22 protein-coding genes and 1 tRNA gene are annotated in these 21,160 nt (G+C 44.3%); 5 read left to right on the forward strand and 18 right to left on the reverse strand.

Annotated features, from left to right (window positions below; translation table 11 throughout):
* Nucleotides 1-70: 70 nt before the first annotated feature.
* The 5 genes from ICN38_RS04760 to ICN38_RS04780 form a co-directional block, all read right to left on the reverse strand.
* A tRNA-Val gene (locus ICN38_RS04760) sits at nucleotides 71-147 on the reverse strand.
* 19 nt (nucleotides 148-166) lie between these two features.
* Entirely contained in the window at nucleotides 167-2,185 is a 2,019-nt protein-coding gene (locus ICN38_RS04765; protein ID WP_216255711.1) for a bifunctional (p)ppGpp synthetase/guanosine-3',5'-bis(diphosphate) 3'-pyrophosphohydrolase, read from the reverse strand.
* A gap of 16 nt (nucleotides 2,186-2,201) precedes the next feature.
* A complete protein-coding gene (locus ICN38_RS11610; protein ID WP_370624365.1) occupies nucleotides 2,202-4,064 on the reverse strand; it encodes an alpha/beta fold hydrolase in 1,863 nt (620 codons plus the stop codon).
* A gap of 36 nt (nucleotides 4,065-4,100) precedes the next feature.
* Nucleotides 4,101-4,751 carry a CoA transferase subunit B gene (locus ICN38_RS04775; RefSeq protein ID WP_216255713.1) on the reverse strand — a complete coding sequence of 217 codons (651 nt, stop codon included), beginning with the start codon at nucleotides 4,749-4,751 and terminating at the stop codon, nucleotides 4,101-4,103.
* 40 nt (nucleotides 4,752-4,791) lie between these two features.
* Complete coding sequence (locus ICN38_RS04780) at nucleotides 4,792-5,493, reverse strand: CoA transferase subunit A (RefSeq protein ID WP_216255715.1); 702 nt, start codon at nucleotides 5,491-5,493, stop codon at nucleotides 4,792-4,794.
* 157 nt (nucleotides 5,494-5,650) lie between these two features.
* On the opposite strand from ICN38_RS04780, the gene ICN38_RS04785 reads away from it, so the two are divergent.
* The 4 genes from ICN38_RS04785 (at nucleotide 5,651) to ICN38_RS04800 (ending at nucleotide 9,237) form a co-directional block, all read left to right on the forward strand.
* The gene (locus tag ICN38_RS04785) at nucleotides 5,651-7,321 is read left to right on the forward strand and encodes an electron transfer flavoprotein-ubiquinone oxidoreductase (RefSeq protein WP_216255717.1); all 1,671 of its coding nucleotides are present in this window, start codon (nucleotides 5,651-5,653) and stop codon (nucleotides 7,319-7,321) included.
* Nucleotides 7,322-7,415: 94 nt separating this feature from the next.
* Nucleotides 7,416-7,802 (forward strand): lactoylglutathione lyase, encoded by a 387-nt coding sequence (gene gloA / locus ICN38_RS04790; RefSeq protein ID WP_216255719.1) that lies wholly within the window; start codon nucleotides 7,416-7,418, stop codon nucleotides 7,800-7,802.
* A gap of 6 nt (nucleotides 7,803-7,808) precedes the next feature.
* A complete protein-coding gene (locus ICN38_RS04795) occupies nucleotides 7,809-8,978 on the forward strand; it encodes a GNAT family N-acetyltransferase (RefSeq protein WP_216255720.1) in 1,170 nt (389 codons plus the stop codon).
* A 19-nt stretch (nucleotides 8,979-8,997) separates the two neighbouring features.
* Nucleotides 8,998-9,237, forward strand: coding sequence for a DUF1289 domain-containing protein (locus tag ICN38_RS04800; RefSeq protein ID WP_216255722.1), 240 nt, complete (start codon nucleotides 8,998-9,000; stop codon nucleotides 9,235-9,237).
* A 23-nt stretch (nucleotides 9,238-9,260) separates the two neighbouring features.
* Here the strand turns inward: ICN38_RS04800 and ICN38_RS04805 are convergent, their stop codons facing one another.
* Together ICN38_RS04805 and ICN38_RS04810 are read right to left on the reverse strand one after the other, a co-directional pair.
* The gene (locus tag ICN38_RS04805; RefSeq protein WP_216255723.1) at nucleotides 9,261-10,868 is read right to left on the reverse strand and encodes an ABC-F family ATPase; all 1,608 of its coding nucleotides are present in this window, start codon (nucleotides 10,866-10,868) and stop codon (nucleotides 9,261-9,263) included.
* 97 nt (nucleotides 10,869-10,965) lie between these two features.
* The gene (locus tag ICN38_RS04810) at nucleotides 10,966-11,676 is read right to left on the reverse strand and encodes a queuosine precursor transporter (RefSeq protein WP_216255725.1); all 711 of its coding nucleotides are present in this window, start codon (nucleotides 11,674-11,676) and stop codon (nucleotides 10,966-10,968) included.
* A gap of 98 nt (nucleotides 11,677-11,774) precedes the next feature.
* Between ICN38_RS04810 and ICN38_RS04815 the strand changes: the two genes are divergently transcribed.
* The gene (locus ICN38_RS04815; RefSeq protein ID WP_216255728.1) at nucleotides 11,775-12,953 is read left to right on the forward strand and encodes an acyl-CoA dehydrogenase; all 1,179 of its coding nucleotides are present in this window, start codon (nucleotides 11,775-11,777) and stop codon (nucleotides 12,951-12,953) included.
* Here ICN38_RS04815 and mnmH read toward each other — a convergent pair.
* The 11 genes from mnmH to soxX form a co-directional block, all read right to left on the reverse strand.
* A complete protein-coding gene (gene mnmH / locus ICN38_RS04820; RefSeq protein ID WP_216255729.1) occupies nucleotides 12,950-14,032 on the reverse strand; it encodes a tRNA 2-selenouridine(34) synthase MnmH in 1,083 nt (360 codons plus the stop codon). The two genes, ICN38_RS04815 and mnmH, sit on opposite strands and share 4 nt — an antisense overlap.
* Before the next feature lie 20 nt (nucleotides 14,033-14,052).
* The gene (locus ICN38_RS04825; protein WP_216255732.1) at nucleotides 14,053-14,472 is read right to left on the reverse strand and encodes a thioesterase family protein; all 420 of its coding nucleotides are present in this window, start codon (nucleotides 14,470-14,472) and stop codon (nucleotides 14,053-14,055) included.
* Between the two features lie 8 nt (nucleotides 14,473-14,480).
* Nucleotides 14,481-14,825, reverse strand: coding sequence for a TIGR01244 family sulfur transferase (locus tag ICN38_RS04830; RefSeq protein ID WP_216255734.1), 345 nt, complete (start codon nucleotides 14,823-14,825; stop codon nucleotides 14,481-14,483).
* A gap of 46 nt (nucleotides 14,826-14,871) precedes the next feature.
* Nucleotides 14,872-15,309, reverse strand: coding sequence for a YeeE/YedE family protein (locus ICN38_RS04835; RefSeq protein ID WP_216255736.1), 438 nt, complete (start codon nucleotides 15,307-15,309; stop codon nucleotides 14,872-14,874).
* Nucleotides 15,310-15,316: 7 nt separating this feature from the next.
* Entirely contained in the window at nucleotides 15,317-15,748 is a 432-nt protein-coding gene (locus tag ICN38_RS04840; RefSeq protein WP_216255738.1) for a YeeE/YedE family protein, read from the reverse strand.
* A 24-nt stretch (nucleotides 15,749-15,772) separates the two neighbouring features.
* On the reverse strand, nucleotides 15,773-16,894 hold the full coding sequence (locus ICN38_RS04845; RefSeq protein WP_216255740.1) for a YeeE/YedE family protein: 1,122 nt from the start codon (nucleotides 16,892-16,894) through the stop codon (nucleotides 15,773-15,775).
* A 21-nt stretch (nucleotides 16,895-16,915) separates the two neighbouring features.
* The gene (locus ICN38_RS04850) at nucleotides 16,916-17,227 is read right to left on the reverse strand and encodes a hypothetical protein (RefSeq protein WP_255562717.1); all 312 of its coding nucleotides are present in this window, start codon (nucleotides 17,225-17,227) and stop codon (nucleotides 16,916-16,918) included.
* A gap of 64 nt (nucleotides 17,228-17,291) precedes the next feature.
* A complete protein-coding gene (locus ICN38_RS04855; protein WP_255562718.1) occupies nucleotides 17,292-18,215 on the reverse strand; it encodes an MBL fold metallo-hydrolase in 924 nt (307 codons plus the stop codon).
* A 63-nt stretch (nucleotides 18,216-18,278) separates the two neighbouring features.
* Nucleotides 18,279-18,716, reverse strand: coding sequence for a DsrE family protein (locus tag ICN38_RS04860; protein WP_216255745.1), 438 nt, complete (start codon nucleotides 18,714-18,716; stop codon nucleotides 18,279-18,281).
* 14 nt (nucleotides 18,717-18,730) lie between these two features.
* Nucleotides 18,731-20,467 (reverse strand): thiosulfohydrolase SoxB, encoded by a 1,737-nt coding sequence (soxB, locus tag ICN38_RS04865; protein ID WP_216255747.1) that lies wholly within the window; start codon nucleotides 20,465-20,467, stop codon nucleotides 18,731-18,733.
* Between the two features lie 49 nt (nucleotides 20,468-20,516).
* The gene (gene soxX / locus ICN38_RS04870; protein ID WP_216255749.1) at nucleotides 20,517-21,155 is read right to left on the reverse strand and encodes a sulfur oxidation c-type cytochrome SoxX; all 639 of its coding nucleotides are present in this window, start codon (nucleotides 21,153-21,155) and stop codon (nucleotides 20,517-20,519) included.
* Nucleotides 21,156-21,160: the final 5 nt, after the last annotated feature.

The raw sequence follows: 21,160 nt of genomic DNA on the forward strand, positions 1-21,160 counted from the left end.
AGCGCGGTAGCTTTTGGGCATCCGCGCCTCTTTGGTTCTCCGCATGGAGATCCCTTCGGGTCTTATTCGTTGGTAGGCTCGATTGGACTCGAACCAACGACCCCCACCATGTCAAGGTGGTGCTCTAACCAGCTGAGCTACGAGCCTATATAAGCCACACAGTTTATCACCGGCGCCGTACTTGGGTGACCCCTTTAACCTCTTCTAAGCTATTTTGAACAACACGTAGCACCTCAGAATCCTTAACCTCAACGGTCAAAAGGATCTGAGCAAGGCCTTTTTTAGCGGATTTTCGCAAGTCAATCACATGAACACCTTGCCTAGTCAAAATCTCAAAGAGCTCTCTCATTAACTCAGGGCGATCTAAGCCGGAAACAACCAAATCAGCTGGAAATACTCGTTTTTGATCCTCATTAGATACCGTATTTCCCCCAACCGAATTCCAAGCTGTTTGAATCACGCGCTCAGGGGCTCTTTCTAGAAGACCTCTAAAAGTTTTACACGCACGACGATGAATAGAAACTCCTCTTCCTTGAGTAACAAATCCAGCAATGGCATCTGGAGGAACTGGTCGGCAGCAACGCGCTAATTGCGTTAATAAAGAATCAACGCCTACTACTAAGACATCTCCACTTTGAGAATTTTTACGGGTGCTGTTGCGTAGAATAATTTCAGGGTTGGTAACGGTTTTTGTATCTGCTTGTGTTTCAGGCTTTGCTTCAAGCACTTTTGGTGTTAAACCACCCTCTTCATCATCGAGCGCATTAAACCAAGCACGCACGCGTTGACGTGCTCTTTGCGAGCGCAGGTAGTGCTTATCTGGGCTAATCCAATCTCGCGATGGACCGCCATGTTTAACCGTAATGATCTCAACTGTTTGACCATTTTTTAATGAAGTCTCTAGCGGAACCATGGCACCATCGACTCGCGCACCCCTACAGCGATGACCTAAATTGGTGTGTACAGCATAGGCAAAGTCGATAGGTGTTGAGCCCTTTTCCAAGGAAATCACTTTACCTAAAGGAGTCAACACATAGATGTGATCATCAATCTCATGATGTTTTAACTGTTCCCATGCATCCTCTTTCCAAGAAATAAGTTGCCGAGCCCAGGCGATTTGCCGCTCATAGGCTACCTCCGCACTATGTGTACCTGCTTGATGAGCAATATTTGGCTTATTCGTCTTGGCAGGATTTTGAGGTGTAGCCATTCCGACATAAGCGCCCTCTTTGTAACGCCAGTGTGCCGCTAAACCATATTCCGCTTGTTGATGCATTCCTTGGGTACGTATCTGAATTTCAAATGCAGTGCCATCCTCATTCATCACAACCGTATGAAGCGATTGATAGCCATTCGGCTTTGGCCTCGCAATGTAATCATCAAACTCGCGGGGAACAGGTTGCCAGATGTTATGTACGATACCCAAAACTGCATAACAAGATTTGACATCTGCCACCAAGATGCGAAAAGCCCTAACATCATAGAGATCAGCAAAATCTAGAGCTTTGCCTTGCATCTTTTTCCAAATGCTATAGAGATGTTTTGGTCGACCAAGAACTTCACCATCGATGTGAGCAGTTTTAAGTTCTGCTTGGAGCTGCGCAACAATGTGATCAATAAATGTTTGGCGCTCAATTCTTTTGGCATCTAACATTTTGGCGATATCGCGATAAGTTTCGGGTGATAAGACCCTAAAAGCCAAGTCTTCCATCTCCCACTTCATTTGCCAAATTCCCAAGCGATTTGCCAGTGAGGCGTCAATACTCAGTATCTCTTGTGCCCATGCTGTGGGCATCGCTATTTTTTCTTGAGTGATCGAGCGTAAAGTCTGCAGACGAGAAGCCAGGTAAATCAGCACTACTCGCAAATCATCGCCAAATGCTAAGAGCATTTTACGAAGTATCTCTTCTTGTCCAGCAACACTAATTCCGCCATCCGGCCGAACTAATTTACCTTGAGCCTGTCGTAAACCTCGATAACCGATTAATAACTTTGCAGGCTCTTCGCCAATCAATTTAATTAGCGCTTCCTTACCGTGTGTTCGGGCTATATTGGATGCGGCTGTGATGGTTGCTTCATCTAAATTTAAAGATTGCAGAATTTGTGTAGATCCAGCAGCATGTAGCTCTGCTGGCTCGCCATACCAAGCATCTAGGAATATGGGTTTACTAGAATCATTTGCCATTGGCAACTAAAGATAATTAACTAAAAAATTCTTTTGCTAGAGCAATTTGTTCACTCTTCACAAATGCTGGCGCATGTCCTACATTCGGTATCTCAATACTTCTAGCGTGTGGATTTACTTTACACATTTGGACAACTGTAGCCGCAGAAAGTAAGTCGGAATTGCCACCTCGCACAATCAATATAGGAATATGGATTTGTTTAAATGCATGCCACATCGCCATCTCACCTGCTTTTGCAATGATTGGGTTAACTGATGCAAATGGCACTGAAATATCAGGGTCGTAATGCATGATCCATTGACCCTCTCGTTCAATCAACATTGGACCATTATAGATTTCCCACTCTTGTGGAGAATGCTCCCCAAAAGTATCACAAATTTGATTTAACTTATTCAGCGCATCGGAGCGACTCGCAAATGAAAATGGTTGACCTACGTAAGAGCCAAGCCTTGCAATAGCCTCAGGTTCAATCCGAGGACCTACATCATTAATGAGCATTCTACGAATAGGCGAATTTGGCATGGATGCATAAACCATACCGATCAATCCACCCATGGAAGTACCAAACCAATCGATTTGCGATACACCCAGCACCTGTACTAGTTGAGCCATATCAGCAACGTATTGCGGTACGGCATAGAGCATTGGGTTTTTCAAGCGATCGCTTTCGCCCCTGCCTACTACGTCAGGACACACCACGTAATAATCCTGGCACATTGCTTCTGCCAAGGTTTTAAAATCACTACCGCGCCTGGTCAAGCCGTGCACGCATACCAATACTCTTGGATTATTAGGATCGCCCCACGCATGGTATGCCATGCGATGTTTTGCATCACCACTTGTACATTCCACAAAGAAGGTGTTTCCATGATGGAATTGCTTGCTGTTGTTTATAGAGGGGCTATCGAAATGATCGTGCTCTTGGTCGCTGCCGACCTCCTCTGGCTGCAAGGTAACATGGTCAATACCGTGCTTATCGAGCAACATAGTATTAATGCGTGACATGATGGCTGGCCACTCCTGCATTTGCGCGATCTCAATGTGTCCTATCAGGGCAGGAAAGCTCGGGGTCATTTCCCAAACATGTAAATCATGTACCGCTAAGACTCCTGGCACATTTTTTAAGTCTCTTCCTACAGCCAAATAATCAATATGCAGAGGTACACCCTCCATTAGAAAGTGATAAGACTCGTTCAAGATAGAAATGGTGGATTTTAGAATTAGAAGAGAAACCAAGATGGAAAGGATCGCATCAATTGGCATCCATCCCGTAAGTTGAATCACTACACCGGCGATGAGCGCTGCGATAGATCCAAGTAGATCCCCCATGACATGGACTAAAGCTGCACGAGTATTAACACTTTTTCTATCGCGCGAAAGTACCCAGGCAACTACGATATTCATGAGCAGACCAACAGCAGCAACAACAGTCACTGTTAGTCCATCTACTTTATGTGGGTCATAGAAACGGCTGATAGCTTCAAACACAATCCAAACAACCAAAGCCAACATAACAATACTATTGACAAATGCAGCTAACGCTTCTGCTCTACCAAAGCCAAAAGAATGTTTTGGTGAGGGTGGGCGACGAGAAATGATTTGCGCCAAAAGGGCCAAACCTAAAGCAGCGGCATCGGTCACCATATGACCGGCATCGGAGATCAATGCCAATGAATTCGCGAAATAGGCCGCAACGCCTTCTACCCCCGAAAACCCAAGAGTCAGAATTAAAGCTATTAAAAGTAGGTTTTGATTTGAGACCTGCTTGCTATGAGTATGTCTAGCATCCCCCTTCTTATGAGCATGTAGAGAAGGATCTGCCTCTGAGTTCATTTGAGCTCGAGGTTTTTTGGAATGTGAATGATGGGATCCCGACATGGTGACCCCATTATTTCATTCATCTTGGGAAAATGCTCAAAAACCCGAAGTATCAACAGGGGCGCCAGTTTTGGCGATCACTTCCTCTTTAGTCACGCCAGGAGCCAACTCAACCAAGTTCAAACCAGCTGGAGTGATATCCAAAACACATAAATCAGTGATGATTTGGCTAATCACACCTACACCAGTTAATGGCAAAGTACATTTAGGCAGAATCTTGAGCTCTTCTGTGCCATCTTTCTTTTTAGCAACGTGCTCCATCAATACAACGACATGTTTTACGCCTGCAACTAGATCCATTGCACCGCCCATCCCCTTAACCATTTTCCCTGGGATCATCCAGTTAGCGATATCGCCCTTCTCACTAACTTGCATTGCGCCTAAAAATGCAATATTGATTTTGCCTCCACGAATCATTCCGAATGCATCGGCCGAAGAAAAAATGGAGGAGCCTGGCAAAGTAGTAATGGTTTGCTTACCTGCATTAATTAAATCCGCATCAATCTGATCTTCTGACGGATATGGCCCAATACCTAATAAGCCATTTTCTGATTGCAGCCAAACTTCAATTCCTTTTGGCACGTGATTAGCCACTAAGGTGGGAATACCAATTCCCAGATTCACGTAATAACCATCTTTTAACTCTTTAGCGGCACGTGCCGCCATCTCATCTCTAGTCCAAGGCATGATATTTTCCTAAATTCTTTTGAGTGTTCTTTTTGGGTAATTAGCGAGCGGCTGAGACTGTACGCTGTTCAATGCGTTTCTCAGGGCTACTGTTGATAACAATGCGATGCACGAAGATACCTGGAGTATGGATATCAGCAGGATCTAAAGCACCGTTCTCAACAATCTCCTCTATCTCGGCAACTGTGATCTTGCCAGCCATCGCCACTACTGGATTGAAATTTTGAGCAGTATGTCGATATACCAAATTGCCAGAGCGGTCTGCCTTCCAAGCTTTCACCAATGAGATGTCAGCAACTATAGAGCGCTCCATGATGTACTTCTCACCATCAAATTCTTTTACTTCTTTTCCTTCAGCAACTAAGGTTCCAACTCCGGTCTTTGTATAAAACGCAGGAATACCACAACCGCCAGCGCGTAATTTTTCAGCCAAAGTACCCTGAGGAGTGAACTCTAACTCCAACTCACCAGCTAAAAATTGACGTTCGAATTCTTTGTTCTCACCGACGTAAGATGCAACCATCTTTTTCACTTGGCGTGAATTGAGGAGAATTCCAAGTCCAAAATTATCTACGCCAGCGTTATTAGACACGGCTGTCAGATTCTGAGCTCCCAAATCTTTCACTGCTAGGATCAAGGCCTCAGGAATTCCGCACAGACCAAAACCGCCAACAGCGATCTTTTGACCATCTTTTAAAATATCCCTCAGGGCATCGACTGCCGATGGGTAGGTTTTATTCATAACATTTGTCCTAATATTGCTGAAAAAGGGTAAAAAAGTAATCATAACGCTTCAGGCACGCTGGTCGACCAGTGCTGACACTAATTAGGTTTTTACCAGTTAGAACTAAACTAGCATGGCCAAAAGCCTTATTTTTCGGAAAAATCGGAGAAATTGAATGAATTCTGCACAACTGTTAGAGAAATTCGGACCAAGGGAGTCTATGGACTATGACCTGGTTATTGTCGGCGGTGGCCCAGCAGGACTATCCGCTGCAATTAAAGCAAAACAGTTAGCGCAAGAAGTTGGTAAGGAAATTAGCGTCTGTGTGCTTGAAAAAGGTTCAGAGATTGGCGCTCATATTCTGTCAGGGGCCGTAATGGACCCTAAAGCGCTCACTGAACTCTTTCCCAATTGGAAAGAGTTAGGGGCACCACTTGACACTCCGGTAAGCCAAGATCAGTTTTTATTCTTAACTGCTGACAATTCTTTTCAAGTACCCAATTGGATGCTGCCACATTGCTTTAAAAATGAAGGCAACTATATTGTCAGTCTTGCTAATGTCACCCGTTGGTTAGGTCAGCAAGCCGAAAATCTCGGTGTTGAAATTTTTCCAGGATTTCCTGCAGCAGAAATTCTCTACAACGACCAAGGTGCGGTTTGTGGTGTGATCACCGGATCAATGGGATTAGATAAAGAAGCTAACCCAACTGATCAGTTTCAGCTTGGGATGGAATTGCGCGGCAAGTACACCCTCTTTGCTGAGGGTTCGCGTGGTCACCTCGGCAAGCAACTGATTGCCCAATTTGCATTAGACCAAGACGCGGATCCACAGAGCTATGGACTCGGCATCAAAGAACTCTGGGAAGTAGAACCTTCCAAAAGCAAACCTGGATTAGTAGTTCACACTGCTGGCTGGCCTCTAGAGAGTGATACCTACGGGGGTTCATTTCTCTATCACCTAGGGGATAACAAAGTAGCGGTTGGATTAGTAGTGGGCTTATCTTATAAAAATCCATACCTATCCCCTTTTGAAGAATTTCAACGCTATAAACTGCACCCCAAAATTCGTGAAACCTTTGAGGGTGGTAAGCGGATTGCCTATGGCGCACGTGCATTAACTGCGGGCGGCCTCAACAGCCTACCTAAGACAGTCTTCCCCGGTGGCGCCCTGATTGGTTGTGATGCTGGATTCTTAAATGCCTCTCGTATCAAAGGGAGTCATGCTGCAATTAAAACTGGCATGCTTGCTGCGCAAGCGGCAGTAGCGGCCTTAAATGAAAATCGTTCTGCTGATGTGCTGAGTGCATACCCTAGTGCGTTTCAAAATAGCTGGCTGCATACCGAGCTTAATCAAGCACGCAATTTCAAACCTTGGATGTCTAAGGGTCTTTATATGGGAACGCTCATGGTGGGGCTCGAGCAAAAACTTTTAGGCGGAAATATGCCCTGGACAGTGCACATAAAGCATGCTGATCATGAATGCTTAGAGCCCGCATCTCAACACAAACCCATTGATTACCCAAAACCCGATGGCAAGATCACCTTTGATCGCCTCTCTTCAGTCTTTATCTCTAATACCAATCATGCAGAGAATCAACCAATTCATCTAACCCTAAAAGATGACTCCGTTCCAGTAAATCTTAATCTCAAGACCTATGCTGGACCGGAACAGCGCTACTGTCCAGCCGGAGTTTATGAGTATGTGGAGGCTGATGGTAAGCCACGGTTGCAAATTAATTCACAGAACTGTGTCCACTGCAAAACCTGCGACATTAAAGATCCTAGCCAGAATATTATTTGGATTACTCCTGAAGGCGGCGGCGGTCCAAACTACGCTTCGATGTAGTCATTCATTGGCTAGCCGCTTACCTTAGCCCCTAGCCTCCTAGCTGGTGATATGTGTTCAGCACCAATCAATAATTCCGTTTATATTAATCAACATGATGATCCTCCATACCATGCTCAGAGTTGGCAACTTAACTCGCTCAGTTGATTTTTATACCAAAGTACTGGGAATGAATTTACTGCGCACAACAGAACGTCCTGATCAAAAATACTCGCTAGCCTTTGTGGGCTATGGCAAGGGTAATGCCGATGGGCAAGCCGAAATTGAATTAACCTATAACCATGGTGTCGATTCCTATGAAATGGGCACAGCCTATGGACATATTGCCATCGGCGTTCCAGATGCCTATGCTGCCTGTGAAAAGATCAAGGCCTCTGGCGGAAATGTGACGCGTGAGGCTGGTCCAGTTATGGGTGGTGACACCGTGATTGCGTTTGTTACAGACCCCGATGGTTACAAAATAGAGCTCATTCAACGTTAGTATGCTGTGAGCACTGAGCAATTCCATCTAGCGATTATTGCGAAGCTTTCTGAAATCCCTGCTGAGCAGTGGAATGCCCTTCTCACTCAAGATGCAAGCCCCTTTCTTAAACATGAGTTTCTAAGTGCCCTTGAAGAGACCCACTGTGTTGGTGGTAATACGGGATGGCAGGTGGCCCATCTGGGCTTGTATCGACAAAGTAAATTGATTGGGGCTATGCCACTATATTTAAAACAACATTCCTATGGAGAATTTGTTTTCGATTGGTCTTGGGCTCAAGCTTATGAACAACAAGGAATGCAGTACTACCCAAAGGCACTCTGCGCCATTCCCTTCTCACCTGTGCAAGGATCCCGTATTTTGTGCGCATCGGATGAAGAATTGCCGTCAGTTCAAACAAAATTGATTGCCGGGTTAAAGACGCTAGTAATAGAAAATAATCTATCTTCAGCACACGTCCTATTTCCGCAAGCTCTTGAAGCCAGCATCCTTGCTGATCAAGGGTTTATGCTGCGAGATTCGGTACAGTTTCATTGGCATAACCAAGACTTTCAAAGTTTTGAGCATTTTTTATCCGCTTTGACGATGAAGCGTCGTAAAAATATACGACGCGAACGTGAACAAGTAGCTAGAGAGGGTATTGCATTCAAGCACATACCTGGTCAAGATGCTAATGATGAGGATTGGGAATTTTTCTATCGCTGTTATGCAAATACGTATTTAGAGCATCACTCTAGCCCATATTTAAATGCAGCATTTTTTAAGTTACTTGCAAGTCGAGCTCCTGAAAATCTCCATTTAATTATTGCTTGCCGCAATCAAACCCCAATTGCTTCATCCCTATTGGTAGTAGACAAAAGTTCATCAAAAGTCTACGGAAGATACTGGGGTGCGGTAGAACATATACCTTGCTTGCACTTTGAAACAGCCTATTACCAAGCAATTGAATACTGCATTGATCAGAAGATTCAAACATTCGAAGGCGGCGCTCAGGGCGAGCACAAAATGGCTCGAGGCTTTTTACCCACAACGATTCAATCTGCTCACTTCATCGCAGATCCTCAATTTTCGAAAGCCGTACAACACTTTCTAAATCGTGAGCATCAAGGCATTGGCGCCTATGTCGATGAGCTGGCTGAGCATAGTCCGCTGAAATCGTCTAAAGTACAGCCATGAAATCAGGAAGCCAAAACCCATGACCCAAGACGGCTCTCATTCTCTATCAACCGGAGATGATGCATCTGACTCGCCTTGTATTGGAGTCTGCACTACCTTATACGATGAAATCTGCCAAGGATGCGGACGCACCCTAAGTGAAGTCAGTAACTGGGTATTTTTTTCTCAAGAAGAAAAGGATTCTGTATGGCAACGCATTCGAGCCGATGGAAGTGCTATGCGTTTTCAAAGACAAGCTAAAGAGGACAAACCAGTTTAGCTGCCCTCTTTAGTAATCTTGTATTAGCCAGCTAAGGCTTGGCTACGCAAATACTCTTCGTAGGTACCCGAGTAATCGACAACCGTTCCATCCATCTTCACCTCTAGGATACGATTGGCCAAAGAGGATACAAACTCACGATCATGGGAAACAAAAATTAAGGTGCCATCAAATTTTTCAAGTGCAATTTGCAAACTCTCTATAGATTCCATGTCCATGTGATTCGTAGGCTCATCCATTGCAAGCACATTGTATTTTTGGAGCATCAATTTGCCCCAAATCATTCTGCCCTTTTCACCGCCTGATAAAACTTTGACCGATTTACCAATATCATCGCCAGAGAACAAAAGTCTCCCTAAAGTACCGCGAATGACTTGATCATCATCACCAGTGTTACGCCACCAATTCATCCAATCCATGAGCAATTCATCTTTAGCGAACATCTCCGTATTGTCTTGAGGCATTACGCCAACCTTAGCGTTCTCAGCCCACTTCACATCACCGCTATCAACAGCAATGCCTTCGAAACGTTTGCTGAGAATAGAGTTCAGCAGCGTAGTCTTACCAGCGCCATTTTGGCCAATGATGGCAATCTTTTCGCCAGCACGAATTGCGAGCTTGAAATTCTTAAAGATTGTACGGTCAAACGATTTAGTCAATCCATTGCACTCTACCGCCATATTGTGCAGTTTTTTCTCAGTATCAAAACGAATAAAGGGGTTTTGACGTGATGAAGGCTTTACTTCAACAATCTCAATTTTTTCCAACTGACGTTGGCGTGACGTTGCTTGGCGCGCTTTAGAGGCATTTGCAGAGAAGCGGGCCACGAAAGCCTGTAATTCAGCAATTTTTTCTTTAGCTTTTACGTTAGAACTCAGTTGTTGTGTTCGCGCCTGTACCGATGCCAACATATATGAGTCATAGTTTCCTGGGTAGACCTTCAAAGTTCCATAATCCATATCGGCCATATGAGTGCAGACTTCATTTAGGAAGTGGCGATCATGGGAGATGATGACGATAGTGCTCTTAATGTCGTTCAGAATATCTTCGAGCCAGTGAATCGAGTGAATATCCAAGTTATTGGTTGGCTCATCAAGAAGCAGCACGTCTGGATCAGAGAACAAGGCTTGCGCTAACAAAACACGCAACTTCCAGCCTGGCGCTACATTGCTCATCGGTCCATTATGTTGCTCAATGGGAATGCCGATACCCAATAACAACTCACCTGCTTTGGCTTCAGCCGTATAACCGCCGTACTCAGCGTACTTACCTTCTAGCTCAGCAGCCTTCATGTAATCTTCATCGGTAGCATCTGCATTAGCGTATATCGCATCTCGCTCTGCAGCTGCTTTCCACATCTCTTCGTGACCCATCATGACCACATCAAGCACACGTACATCTTCGTAAGCAAATTGATCTTGACGCAGCTTACCCAAACGAATGCCAGGATCCAAACTCACATTGCCACTAGTAGGCTCAAGCTCTCCGCCTAAAATTTTCATGAAGGTAGATTTTCCGCACCCATTGGCTCCAATGAGGCCATAGCGATTACCGCCGCCAAACTTCACGGAAATATTTTCGAACAGGGGTTTTGCCCCAAACTGCATAGTGATATTAGATGCTGACAGCACGGATGTTTTCTAGCTTTCTGAAATTCAATTCGATAGACTGCCCCGTGTTGGGGGCAAAGACCATTATTTTAACGTTTTAGGATGCAGCAGGTCCAAATTAAACTTTGACCCGAAATGGGGTGAAATTCGTATGAATATCGTAGAAATCCTGGTTTTCCTTGCGCTTTAAGAAACCAACTACCCAATAAGTGAGTGGCGTAGCCAAAACTTCCCAGGAGGTTTTCAGAATATATTGTGCTAAAGCCACCTGGATTACTTCCTGAAGAGGCCATAGGCCATAAAAAGCGAGCATATAAAACAAAGATGAATCAACCAGCTCTCCAACGGCAGTTGAGCCAATGGTGCGCATCCATAAATAACGCCCCTCAGTCATGATTTTCATCTTAGCCAAGACATAACTATTGGCAAAACTTCCACACCAAAATGCAGTCATAGAGGCCAGGGCAATCCGCCAAGAATTTCCAAAAACAGTTTCTAAACCTTGTTGATAAGTCGCCATATACGCCCCAGGAGCGACGGGCAGTGCAATGACAATCTGAGCCATGATGGCAGCAAAAGCTAGGGCTGCAAACCCTGCCCATACCGCCCTTCGATCATAGGCATAGCCATACACTTCGGTAAAAATATCCCCGAAGAAATAAGCGATTGGGAAAAATAGGATGCCAGCACCAAAAACGGTCGTTCCCAGATATGGCAAATCGACTACTGCCGCCTTACCAGCCCCTATGAAGTTAGAGCAGAGCAAGACCACCACGAAGGCAGCCAAAATCAAGTCGTAATAGCGGTGATGACGTCTCGGCGTGTCCATAAGTCTAGAAAAATGGATAATACAAACAAGAATATCCGCATTCTTGGAAATTCGCAGAAAGTGGATAAATTAAAACAACTAGAGGATGACCAAACGTAATGAGTAAAGCTAGCTTTCAGTGGGAAGACCCCCTTCTGCTTGATACCCAATTAACCGAAGAAGAGCGCATGGTTCGTGATGCGGCGGCTGAATATGCCCAAGGTCGTCTGATGCCACGCATTCATGATGCCTATCGTAATGAAACCACAGACCCCTCCATCTTTCGTGAAATGGGCGAACTTGGTCTTTTAGGAATCACAATTCCTGAGGAGTATGGTGGCGCCAATCTGAATTACGTTTCTTATGGCTTGATTGCAAGAGAAATTGAACGGGTTGATTCTGGTTACCGCTCGATGATGAGCGTGCAATCTTCACTAGTGATGGTCCCAATCTATGAATTTGGTAGTGAGGCGCAAAAACAAAAATACCTTCCTAAATTAGCCACTGGTGAATGGATTGGTTGCTTTGGTTTAACAGAGCCTAACTTTGGATCTGATGCAGGCGGCATGATCACTCGCGCCAAGAAAGTTCCAGGCGGATTTTCATTAACTGGCTCAAAGATGTGGATCTCCAACTCTCCTATCGCCGATGTTTTTGTTGTCTGGGCCAAAAATGATGAAGGCATTATTCGTGGCTACATTCTTGAAAAAGGCATGAAGGGCTTAAGCGCTCCCAAGATTAGCGGCAAGATGGGTCTGCGCGCTTCTATTACAGGTGAAATCGTGATGGATGAAGTATTCGTGCCAGATGAAAATGAATTCCCTGAGGTCACTGGACTCAAGGGTCCTTTCACTTGCCTAAATTCTGCTCGCTATGGTATCTCTTGGGGAACCTTAGGTGCTGCTGAATGGTGTTGGCATGCTGCACGCCAATACACTATGGATCGCAAGCAGTTTGGTAGACCCTTAGCTGCAAACCAACTGATTCAGAAAAAATTAGCAGACATGCAAACAGAAATCGCTATAGCGCTTCAAGGTTGCCTGCGCTTAGGACGTATGAAGGATGAAGGAATTGCTTCCCCAGAAATTACCTCAATCATGAAGCGAAATTCTTGCGGCAAGTCCTTAGATATTGCCCGTATGGCACGAGATATGCATGGTGGTAACGGCATCTCTGATGAGTTCGGCGTTATTCGTCATATGCTTAATCTGGAAGTTGTTAATACCTATGAAGGTACTCACGATATCCACGCTCTCATTTTAGGTCGTGCGCAAACGGGTATCCAAGCGTTTAGCTAAATAGCTGAAGTTCCAAGCTCTACTACGATGGCCTTTGCTGCTTTAGCAAAGGCCTCGTCACTATCACTGTCCAATTCCACAAATTTTTCTGGGCTGTAAGCCGGAAAGTTACGAACAATAGACGACAGATAGGAAGGGTCATAGTGCTTAAGCAATAGCTCTTCTACTAACTCCGGAAAATTACCTGCATCAATTGCTTCTGACCATTTAGCAATTTGGACTTTTCCATAATGTGCTGTGAGTAGACTCAGTTTTTGCTTAAAGTTGTCAGTGTCGGTTAAAAAATGATGGTACTCACGAATTAACCAAGATACCCGCGTTTTAGTACTGGAACGCAACTCAATACATACTCCATTACGAATTTTTTCCATCAAGGCATCTGGCACATGCAGACCGCCAACCTTTTTACTTTCTGACTCCACAAAGACATGTTTGCTAGGATCTAAGTTACGCAGCACATTCCATAACGCGGTCTCAAATCCTTTTTGCGATGGCTGTTCAATATTAGGCTCATTACCTAGAACAGAGCCTCGATGCACAGCTAAGCCCTCCAGATCTAAAATCTGTGCACCTAGCTTACCAATCTCCTGTAGCGCTCGAGTCTTTCCACTACCCGTCATCCCACAAATGACCTGAAAAGAAAATTGATTGGCACTCTGCTCTAAGCCATCAATCACGGTCCGTCTAAAACCTTGATAACCCCCTTCAAGCTGCATTGCCTTCCAGCCAATTCGATTCAGAATATGAGTAAAGGCGCCACTTCGTTCACCACCTCGCCAGCAATATATTAAGGGGCGCCATTCGCGAGGAAAATCTAGGAAATGATTCTCTAACTGGTTTGCAATGTTCCGAGAAACCAATGCCGCCCCTAATTTCTTTGCGGCAAAAGGCGACACTTGTTTATAGAGTGTGCCAATTTGTGCTCGCTCTTCATTATTCAGTACAGGGTAATTTACTGCGCCCGGAATATGATCTAGGGCAAACTCAGCTGGTGATCGCACATCAATGACTAAATCAAAACGATCAAGCTCTGTTAGAAACTGATCTAACTTTAGAATATGGGAATTACTAGGCTGCATGGCACCATATGAGCATTGAACTAGCGCAATTTCTGCAGAATATGTTCAGGCCATGGTGCTGATTTATTGGTAGTGAGATCAACCCAAACCATGGTGGCACCACCCTCTGCTGCAATGACCTCTGATTCAGTAGTTAAAGACATTGTTGTAAAGATATCTACACTCGATTTACCAATTGCACCAAGAGCGGTCTTCAAAATGAGTTCGCCCGGGTATGACAATTGCTGATAAAAGTTACAAAAGCCATTAATCATCAGCATCGATTCACGACCAGGTGCAACGTCATAGCCTAGCGAAGTAACCCACTCTACTCGAGCCTGCTCCATATACCGAAAGTACACCGTATTATTCACATGCCCGTAGGCATCCATATCACCCCATCGAATCGGCATGATCATTTCATGGACAAACTTCTTTTCTTCGGGAATAGAAATGCGCATTGAATCTGTTAGCTTATTTGTAAGGCCATGTAATACAAATTAGTCGAGCGCGCACCTGAGCGACAAAAAGCCAAAATGGGATGGGGCATTGTTTTCAGTAAACGAGCCATCTCCACTACTTGAGCCTGCGTGATTGCACTGGCCACAACGGGAAGATACACATAATTTAAGCCGAGCTTTTCTGCTTCAGCTTGAATTTCTGCATTGGTAGGTTGATCAGGGCCGCCTTCTCCATCTGGGCGATTATTAATCACACTCTTATAACCTTGTTCAGCAATAGCGGCCAAATGACTTGGGTCAATTTGACCCAGTGTTCCAAAATGGCTGGTATGGCAAGTGATGGGAAGGCTCATGAGATCCTCAATTCAAACAATTATTAATAAACAAAAAGATTCTAAATCAGACTTGTTTGCGATGCGCAGTAAAGTAACGCTCACAAATAGCCATGCCAGCAAACATAGCAATCACAAAAACCAATGCTTTAAGATGGCCAGCACCAAGAGCCACAATCGCAGGACCCGGACAAAATCCTGCAATTCCCCAGCCTGCTCCAAAAATAAAGCTCCCAATCACCAATGGTCTTGAAATATCACGCCTAGTTGGAATATGTAAGGCACCTCCAAAGAAAGCTTCGCTGCGCTTACCTGCTAAATAGAAACCTGCCAGACCTACAAGGACTGCACCCCCCATTACAAATAATAATGAAGGGTCCCATAAGCCAGCAATGTCTAAGAAGCTTAATATCTTTTGTGGGTTGCTCATACCGGAAATAATTAAGCCCCATCCAAAAAGAATTCCGATGGCATATTGACTAATCAGGCTAAAGTGTTTTTTCATCGTGTACTCAGATTAGGTGACGAATTATAAAAACCACTAAAAATCCTGCGGTCATAAAGGAGAGGGTTGCCACTAAGGATCTTGGAGATAAGCGAGAAAGCCCGCAGATGCCATGGCCACTTGTACATCCCGAGCCATACTGAGCACCAAAACCCACTAACAGCCCTGCAATTATCACTGCAACCCATCCAGCATCTACTTCAATTACCGGCAGGAGGCCAAAAAATAAGGCTGCAAATATTGGCGCGCTTAATAAGCCCAAAGCAAGGCTCAAGCGCCAGGTCCAGTCGCCCTCTTTGGGATGAAGCAAGCCAGAAACAATACCGCTAATTCCTAAAATACGTCCATGCAATAAGACATAAAGCGCAGCTGCTACACCCAATATCATGCCGCCAAATAAGGATGGAATGGGCGTAAAAGACAACCAGTCGATTTGCATTAATGGAGATCCAATCTAATTAAATTAACTACAGGGATTAGGAGCAAGACGTATTTGCAAGTATCGCAATCCAAGATATGCACCAAATATAAATCCTGGCAAGGCCAATAAAGAGCCGAGCGCTAATGTAGAAATTCCACTCAAGCCCTGGCCAACAGTACAACCCAAAGCAGTAACTCCGCCAAAGCCCATTAGGCTAGCACCTACCAAATGATTTGCAGTATCTTCAGTATTGCGAAATGACTCCCAACGAAATGATTTAGTCAATAACGCAGTTGCAGCTGATCCCAAGATCATGCCAAGCACCGCAACGATTCCAACCGTCAATATCTTAGAGGTATCGCTATACATCATGAGCCAATCTAATGAATAAGCATATGGCGCCACAAAGGAGAGGCTCTCCATGCGCCCCGAATTGGTAACCAGATATACCTCTTCTAAAGTATTGGGATCCTCTGCAACATAACCCAAGCTACCAGATACCCACCATACAGCGCAAATCGCTACGCCAACACCAAAGCCAGCTATCAGATTCTCAACCGTCCAAAACGATTTCTTCGCTAATGCAAAGGCAATAAATGCAAATCCAATGACAAGGCCTAAAGCAAGATGTAAATTTGCTCGAGCAATGCCCAATGGTCCACTCAGGAGACTAGGTAAATCTTGAGGTGTATTAAACGCAATAAAAAAGGTGTCTAGCGTGTTGATACGTAAAATGCCTAAAAATCCCCGCATAGTCATGTAGGCACTTAGACCTAAGACCAGAAAAACAATAATTGACTTAAGATTGCCGCCACCTATACGCACCAGAGTTTTACTACCGCAGCCAGAAGAAAGCACCATTCCAAACCCAAACAAAACACTACCTACCAAGGTAGATAGCCAAAGCAATTTATTCCCGGTATAAATACTTTTGAGTGGATCAATGAATCCACAGTAAGACATCAGAGCAAATCCGAGGATTGCTACACCGATTGCTAAGAACCATTGCCTTAATCGATCCCAACTAGACATAATAAATATATCTGAAACAGCGCCCATGCTACAAAAACCGGTTTTCTGCATGATGACACCGAGCGCAAAGGTAATCGCAAAAGTAGCCCAAAGAACAGACTTACTAAGCGATGCAATATCAACAACTTCCATGATGAATAAATTCTAAAAAAATTAAGGTTTAAATTTGTAAAACTGTTGATTCAGATAAGCCACTACATCTGTCTCATCTTCTGGAAATAGATCCAGGCGTAATTCACTATTACATAGCCCGACCATCTTTTTTAAATTAGCCACGGATTTAACCTTGCTATCGGAACGCGTATAAATCATGTCGCCATTTCCAAAACCTGTTTTCTTCGCATGACAGGCATAGCATTTTTGCTGGTCAATATTCTTACCATTGTCCAGATCGGGCGCAGCATTAGCAGGGAGGGCAAACAAACCCCAAAGGACTGCGATATAGAGGGAACGAGCAAAAATCATTTTCATTAAAAATCAAGGATTTAGCATTAATCTTCTATTTTAAAGCCCCAAGGCTAAGTCTGCCCTATTCAGCCTGAATCGAAAGATACACGTTATAGGCATTCATGCGATTAGCAGCCCTAAACAAGGGCATTCCTTCGTATTCAGACCAATCTGACTGTTGGTAGGCCTCCTCAAAAGGATCTAGGTCAAGGGCTGCTTTAGACATAGACTGCCGAAGATACTTCAGATAGCCCCTAGTAAAAGCAATATCTTGAACCGGCTTCACCGAATAATCTCCATGTCCAGGAATCACAACGTCTGGATTTAGGCGCTCAATTTCATTCAAAGCAGCCAACCAACCTTTGCTATCGGCATTACCAACAAAGGGAATTCGGCCTCGGAACACAAGATCTCCTGCAAAAAGGACTTTTTCTGACGGCACATAGACCATCAAATCCTCGGGAGCGTGGGCAGGACCTACCCGACTAATAAAGAACTCTATCCCGCCAATATTCAGTTTAAATTGCTTATCTATCCATACGTCTGCAGAAATTAGACTCGTATTAGCATTGACCCATGGAGCGAAGTCAATGCGTGAAGCAATCAGGCGCTGTCTTGCCGTTTCGGAAGATAAGTAATTTCTACCCTCTCCTTGCGCATAAATTTTTGCGCCAATTCTTTTAAATTCCTGCAGACCATAAACATGATCGGCATGATAGTGACTCACAACTACTGCAACCACTTTTTGCGGCGTAATACGAGCAATTTCCCCAATGAGCTTTTTTGCTAATGTCGGCGAGCCTAGGGCATCAACAACTACCACTCCTTTTGGCGTAACAACAAAGCCTGCATTAGAAATAAAGTTTTGATTGGCGCTACTACCCATTTCAGGAAATCCTTGAACAAAATAGGTATGAGGGGCTACCTGAATCGGCTTTAGCACAATGGTGTCCGCTGGCATTGAGGTTTGACCATACACGCAGCCAAAAAAGATAAAGGATCCCATGAGGATCCCTATAGAAAGCGTTATATCTCTAATATAAAGCTTACAAATATTCATTTAAGCAAATTAAGGCTTGATGTAAGCAAAGCCATCTTTATATTGCAGATCAGCTACTCGTACTACACCAGATGGCGTGAAGTCTGCATCAAGAGTAAATTGATCTTTCTTAAGATTGCGATTTTTTAAGGTAATTTCACAAACCTCAAACTTCACACCACGCGACTTAAGAGCTCCTACTAGAGGGGCATAGTCCACATTGTTCTTTTTATCCTTTGCACCTTCCATGAGTAAATCAACGCCATTGGCATGGGTAACAACAATAATCATGGTTTGTGGTGATGTATCTAAGTGATTACGAATATTACGCAGCCCCTTCAAGCCTTGGATCTCAGCATCATCTATGTGATAAACCACTTTAGTAGAGCCGGATGACTGAGCACTTGCGAATGAGGTAAAACCAATGACAATCATTGCTGTAAATAAGAGGTGAAGAAGTTTTTTCATCGCTATAGCTTTCATTAATTTGAAATTGGAGCCATTCCTGGATTATTACTAACACCTTTAATGATGGGCTCATTAAGCTTAATGGCTTTAACTACTTTTACGTCACGCAAGTGACGCTCCATTACATCCCAAATAGCTTCGCCTCCAGCATTCTTAGCTTCTTCGCTAACTGGCGCCCAGCCTGCAACCTTATACGTCTTACTTGCTTCGATAGGTTTACCGTTCAAACGCATATCGGTAATGCGCTTGCCTGCAGTTTGAGCGGGATCGATGGTGTATTGCATCCCACCTACGCGGACCATATCACCGCCTTGTTGGTAATACGGATCAGGATTAAATAGATTATCCGCAACGTCCTCCAGAATAGTTTTAATCGTCTCGCCCGTCATATTCGTGACGGTGGTGTATGGATAAGTAATTGCGGTTTGATCCAAGAGGTTTTCACGAGTAATTGCTTGGCCAGGCAATAAACTGGTTCCCCAGCGAAAGCCTGGGGAGAAAGCAATCTCAGCATTCTTTTGCGCCATCAAACCATCGAGAATGAGTTGATCAAAGCTGCCATTAAAGTTTCCACGACGGTATAACAAGCCTTCGGTAGTAGCGAGTTTTTCATTGAGCTTAGCTTCATAAGGAGCCCTGAACTTCGCAATCAGCTTATTCATAGCTGGGTCAGCTGGAATCATGTTTGAGAATATTGGGAAAAGCTTATAGCGGAAATCAACTGGCTTGCCACCCTTCACATCAAAATCAAGGACACCTAAAAATTTACTATTAGAGCCTGCATTTGTTACTAGGGTCATACCACCAGCATTTTTTACCTTGACAGGAATAGGAACTCCATCATGCGTATGCCCACCTAGGATGGCATCCAAACCACGCACCCTAGATGCCATCTTCAAATCGACATCCATGCCATTGTGAGATAGAAGCACAACTACCTTTGCCCCTTTCGATCTCACCTCCTCAATGGTCTTTTGCATACTCTCTTCCTGAATACCAAAGGTCCAATCTGGCGTGAAATAACGTGGGTTTGCAATCGGCGTATAGGGGAATGCTTGACCAATGATGGCTACTTGAATACCATTCTGCACCTTCATAACATAAGGATTAAATACCGCATCACCAAAGTCAGCGGTCTTAATATTTTGCGCAATGAAAGAGACCTTACCTTTAAAGTCCCCATTTACAATTTCCATCACACGCTTCTCACCAAGCGTCATCTCCCAGTGCGGTGTCATGACATCAACACCTAAAGCGAGTGCAGCGTCAACCATATCCTGGCCATTCGTCCATAAAGCTGTGCCAGAGCCCTGCCAGGTATCGCCACCATCAAGCAATAGTGCACCAGGGCGATTTGCTTTCATCTGTTTAATTAACGTCGCCATATGTGCGAAGCCACCCATCTTGCCGTAGTTCTGGGCAGCAGCTACATAATCTAAATAGGTAAAGGCATGTGCATCACGCGTACCCGCTTTAATACCATTGGCCTTCAGAAAATATTCCCCAACTAAGTGTGGTGTCTTACCTTCTTGTGTCCCGATACCCAAATTAACATTTGGTTCGCGGAAGTAAATTGGCATCAACTGTGCATGACAGTCCGTGAAATGTAAAAAGTGGACATTACCAAATTTTGGTAAATCATAAAATTTTTGTGCAGTACTTTGTGCATTCACAAAATTCGACTGCAAACTCAGTCCACCTGCAGAGGCAATGGCTAAAGCCTGAAGAAAATCGCGGCGATTTAAAGACATAGGATTCTTCCCTTATGAAAACAGGCCTATCGGCCTGTTCTTAAGTGCTTTATTGATTTACAGGTGAAGCTGGATCAAGGAGCAAGGCCATTACATCCTGAATTTGCTGCTCATTTAAGAGTTTGAAATGCGCAAATCTGGGCATATTGCTGCAAGCGTTATATGCCTTAGAGTTATTCACTCGATTCCAGGTGTAGGTAACTACATCATTGGTGTAACCGCGAAGCTTGCCGTAGTTCCAAAGCGTTGGCCCAATCGTTCCATAAGAAATTTCTTTCTTATCAATTTGGTGACAGTTATAACAACCGCCACCAATAGGTGTAGCTGCAGTATCAGTCCAAGTTGCACCACGACCACTTTGCGCAATCGCTTCTCCCTTTTTCCAATCCCCGATGTACTTACCATCAGAAGGCTGCTTAATACCATTCATATTTATTTTCTGAATCTTTTCACGCATTTTCTCGCCCTGCTTACTAGAGGCAAATACGGGATCAGAACAAAACTTTTGTGTTTCATCTTGATCAATGCGATCTAGACCCGCAATACCGTCAGCCTTAAACCCATCCTTCATCATCTTATTAAACTTAGGATCATTTTTTTGCTGGGCCATTGCAGAGCCCTGTATCAGGACTGTGGCTAAGGCTAGGCTTGTAATGGCCAAGAGGGATTTGATGTTCTTCATTTTCATATGCT

This window comes from Polynucleobacter sp. AP-Melu-500A-A1, from assembly GCF_018882125.1.
Lineage (GTDB): Bacteria > Pseudomonadota > Gammaproteobacteria > Burkholderiales > Burkholderiaceae > Polynucleobacter.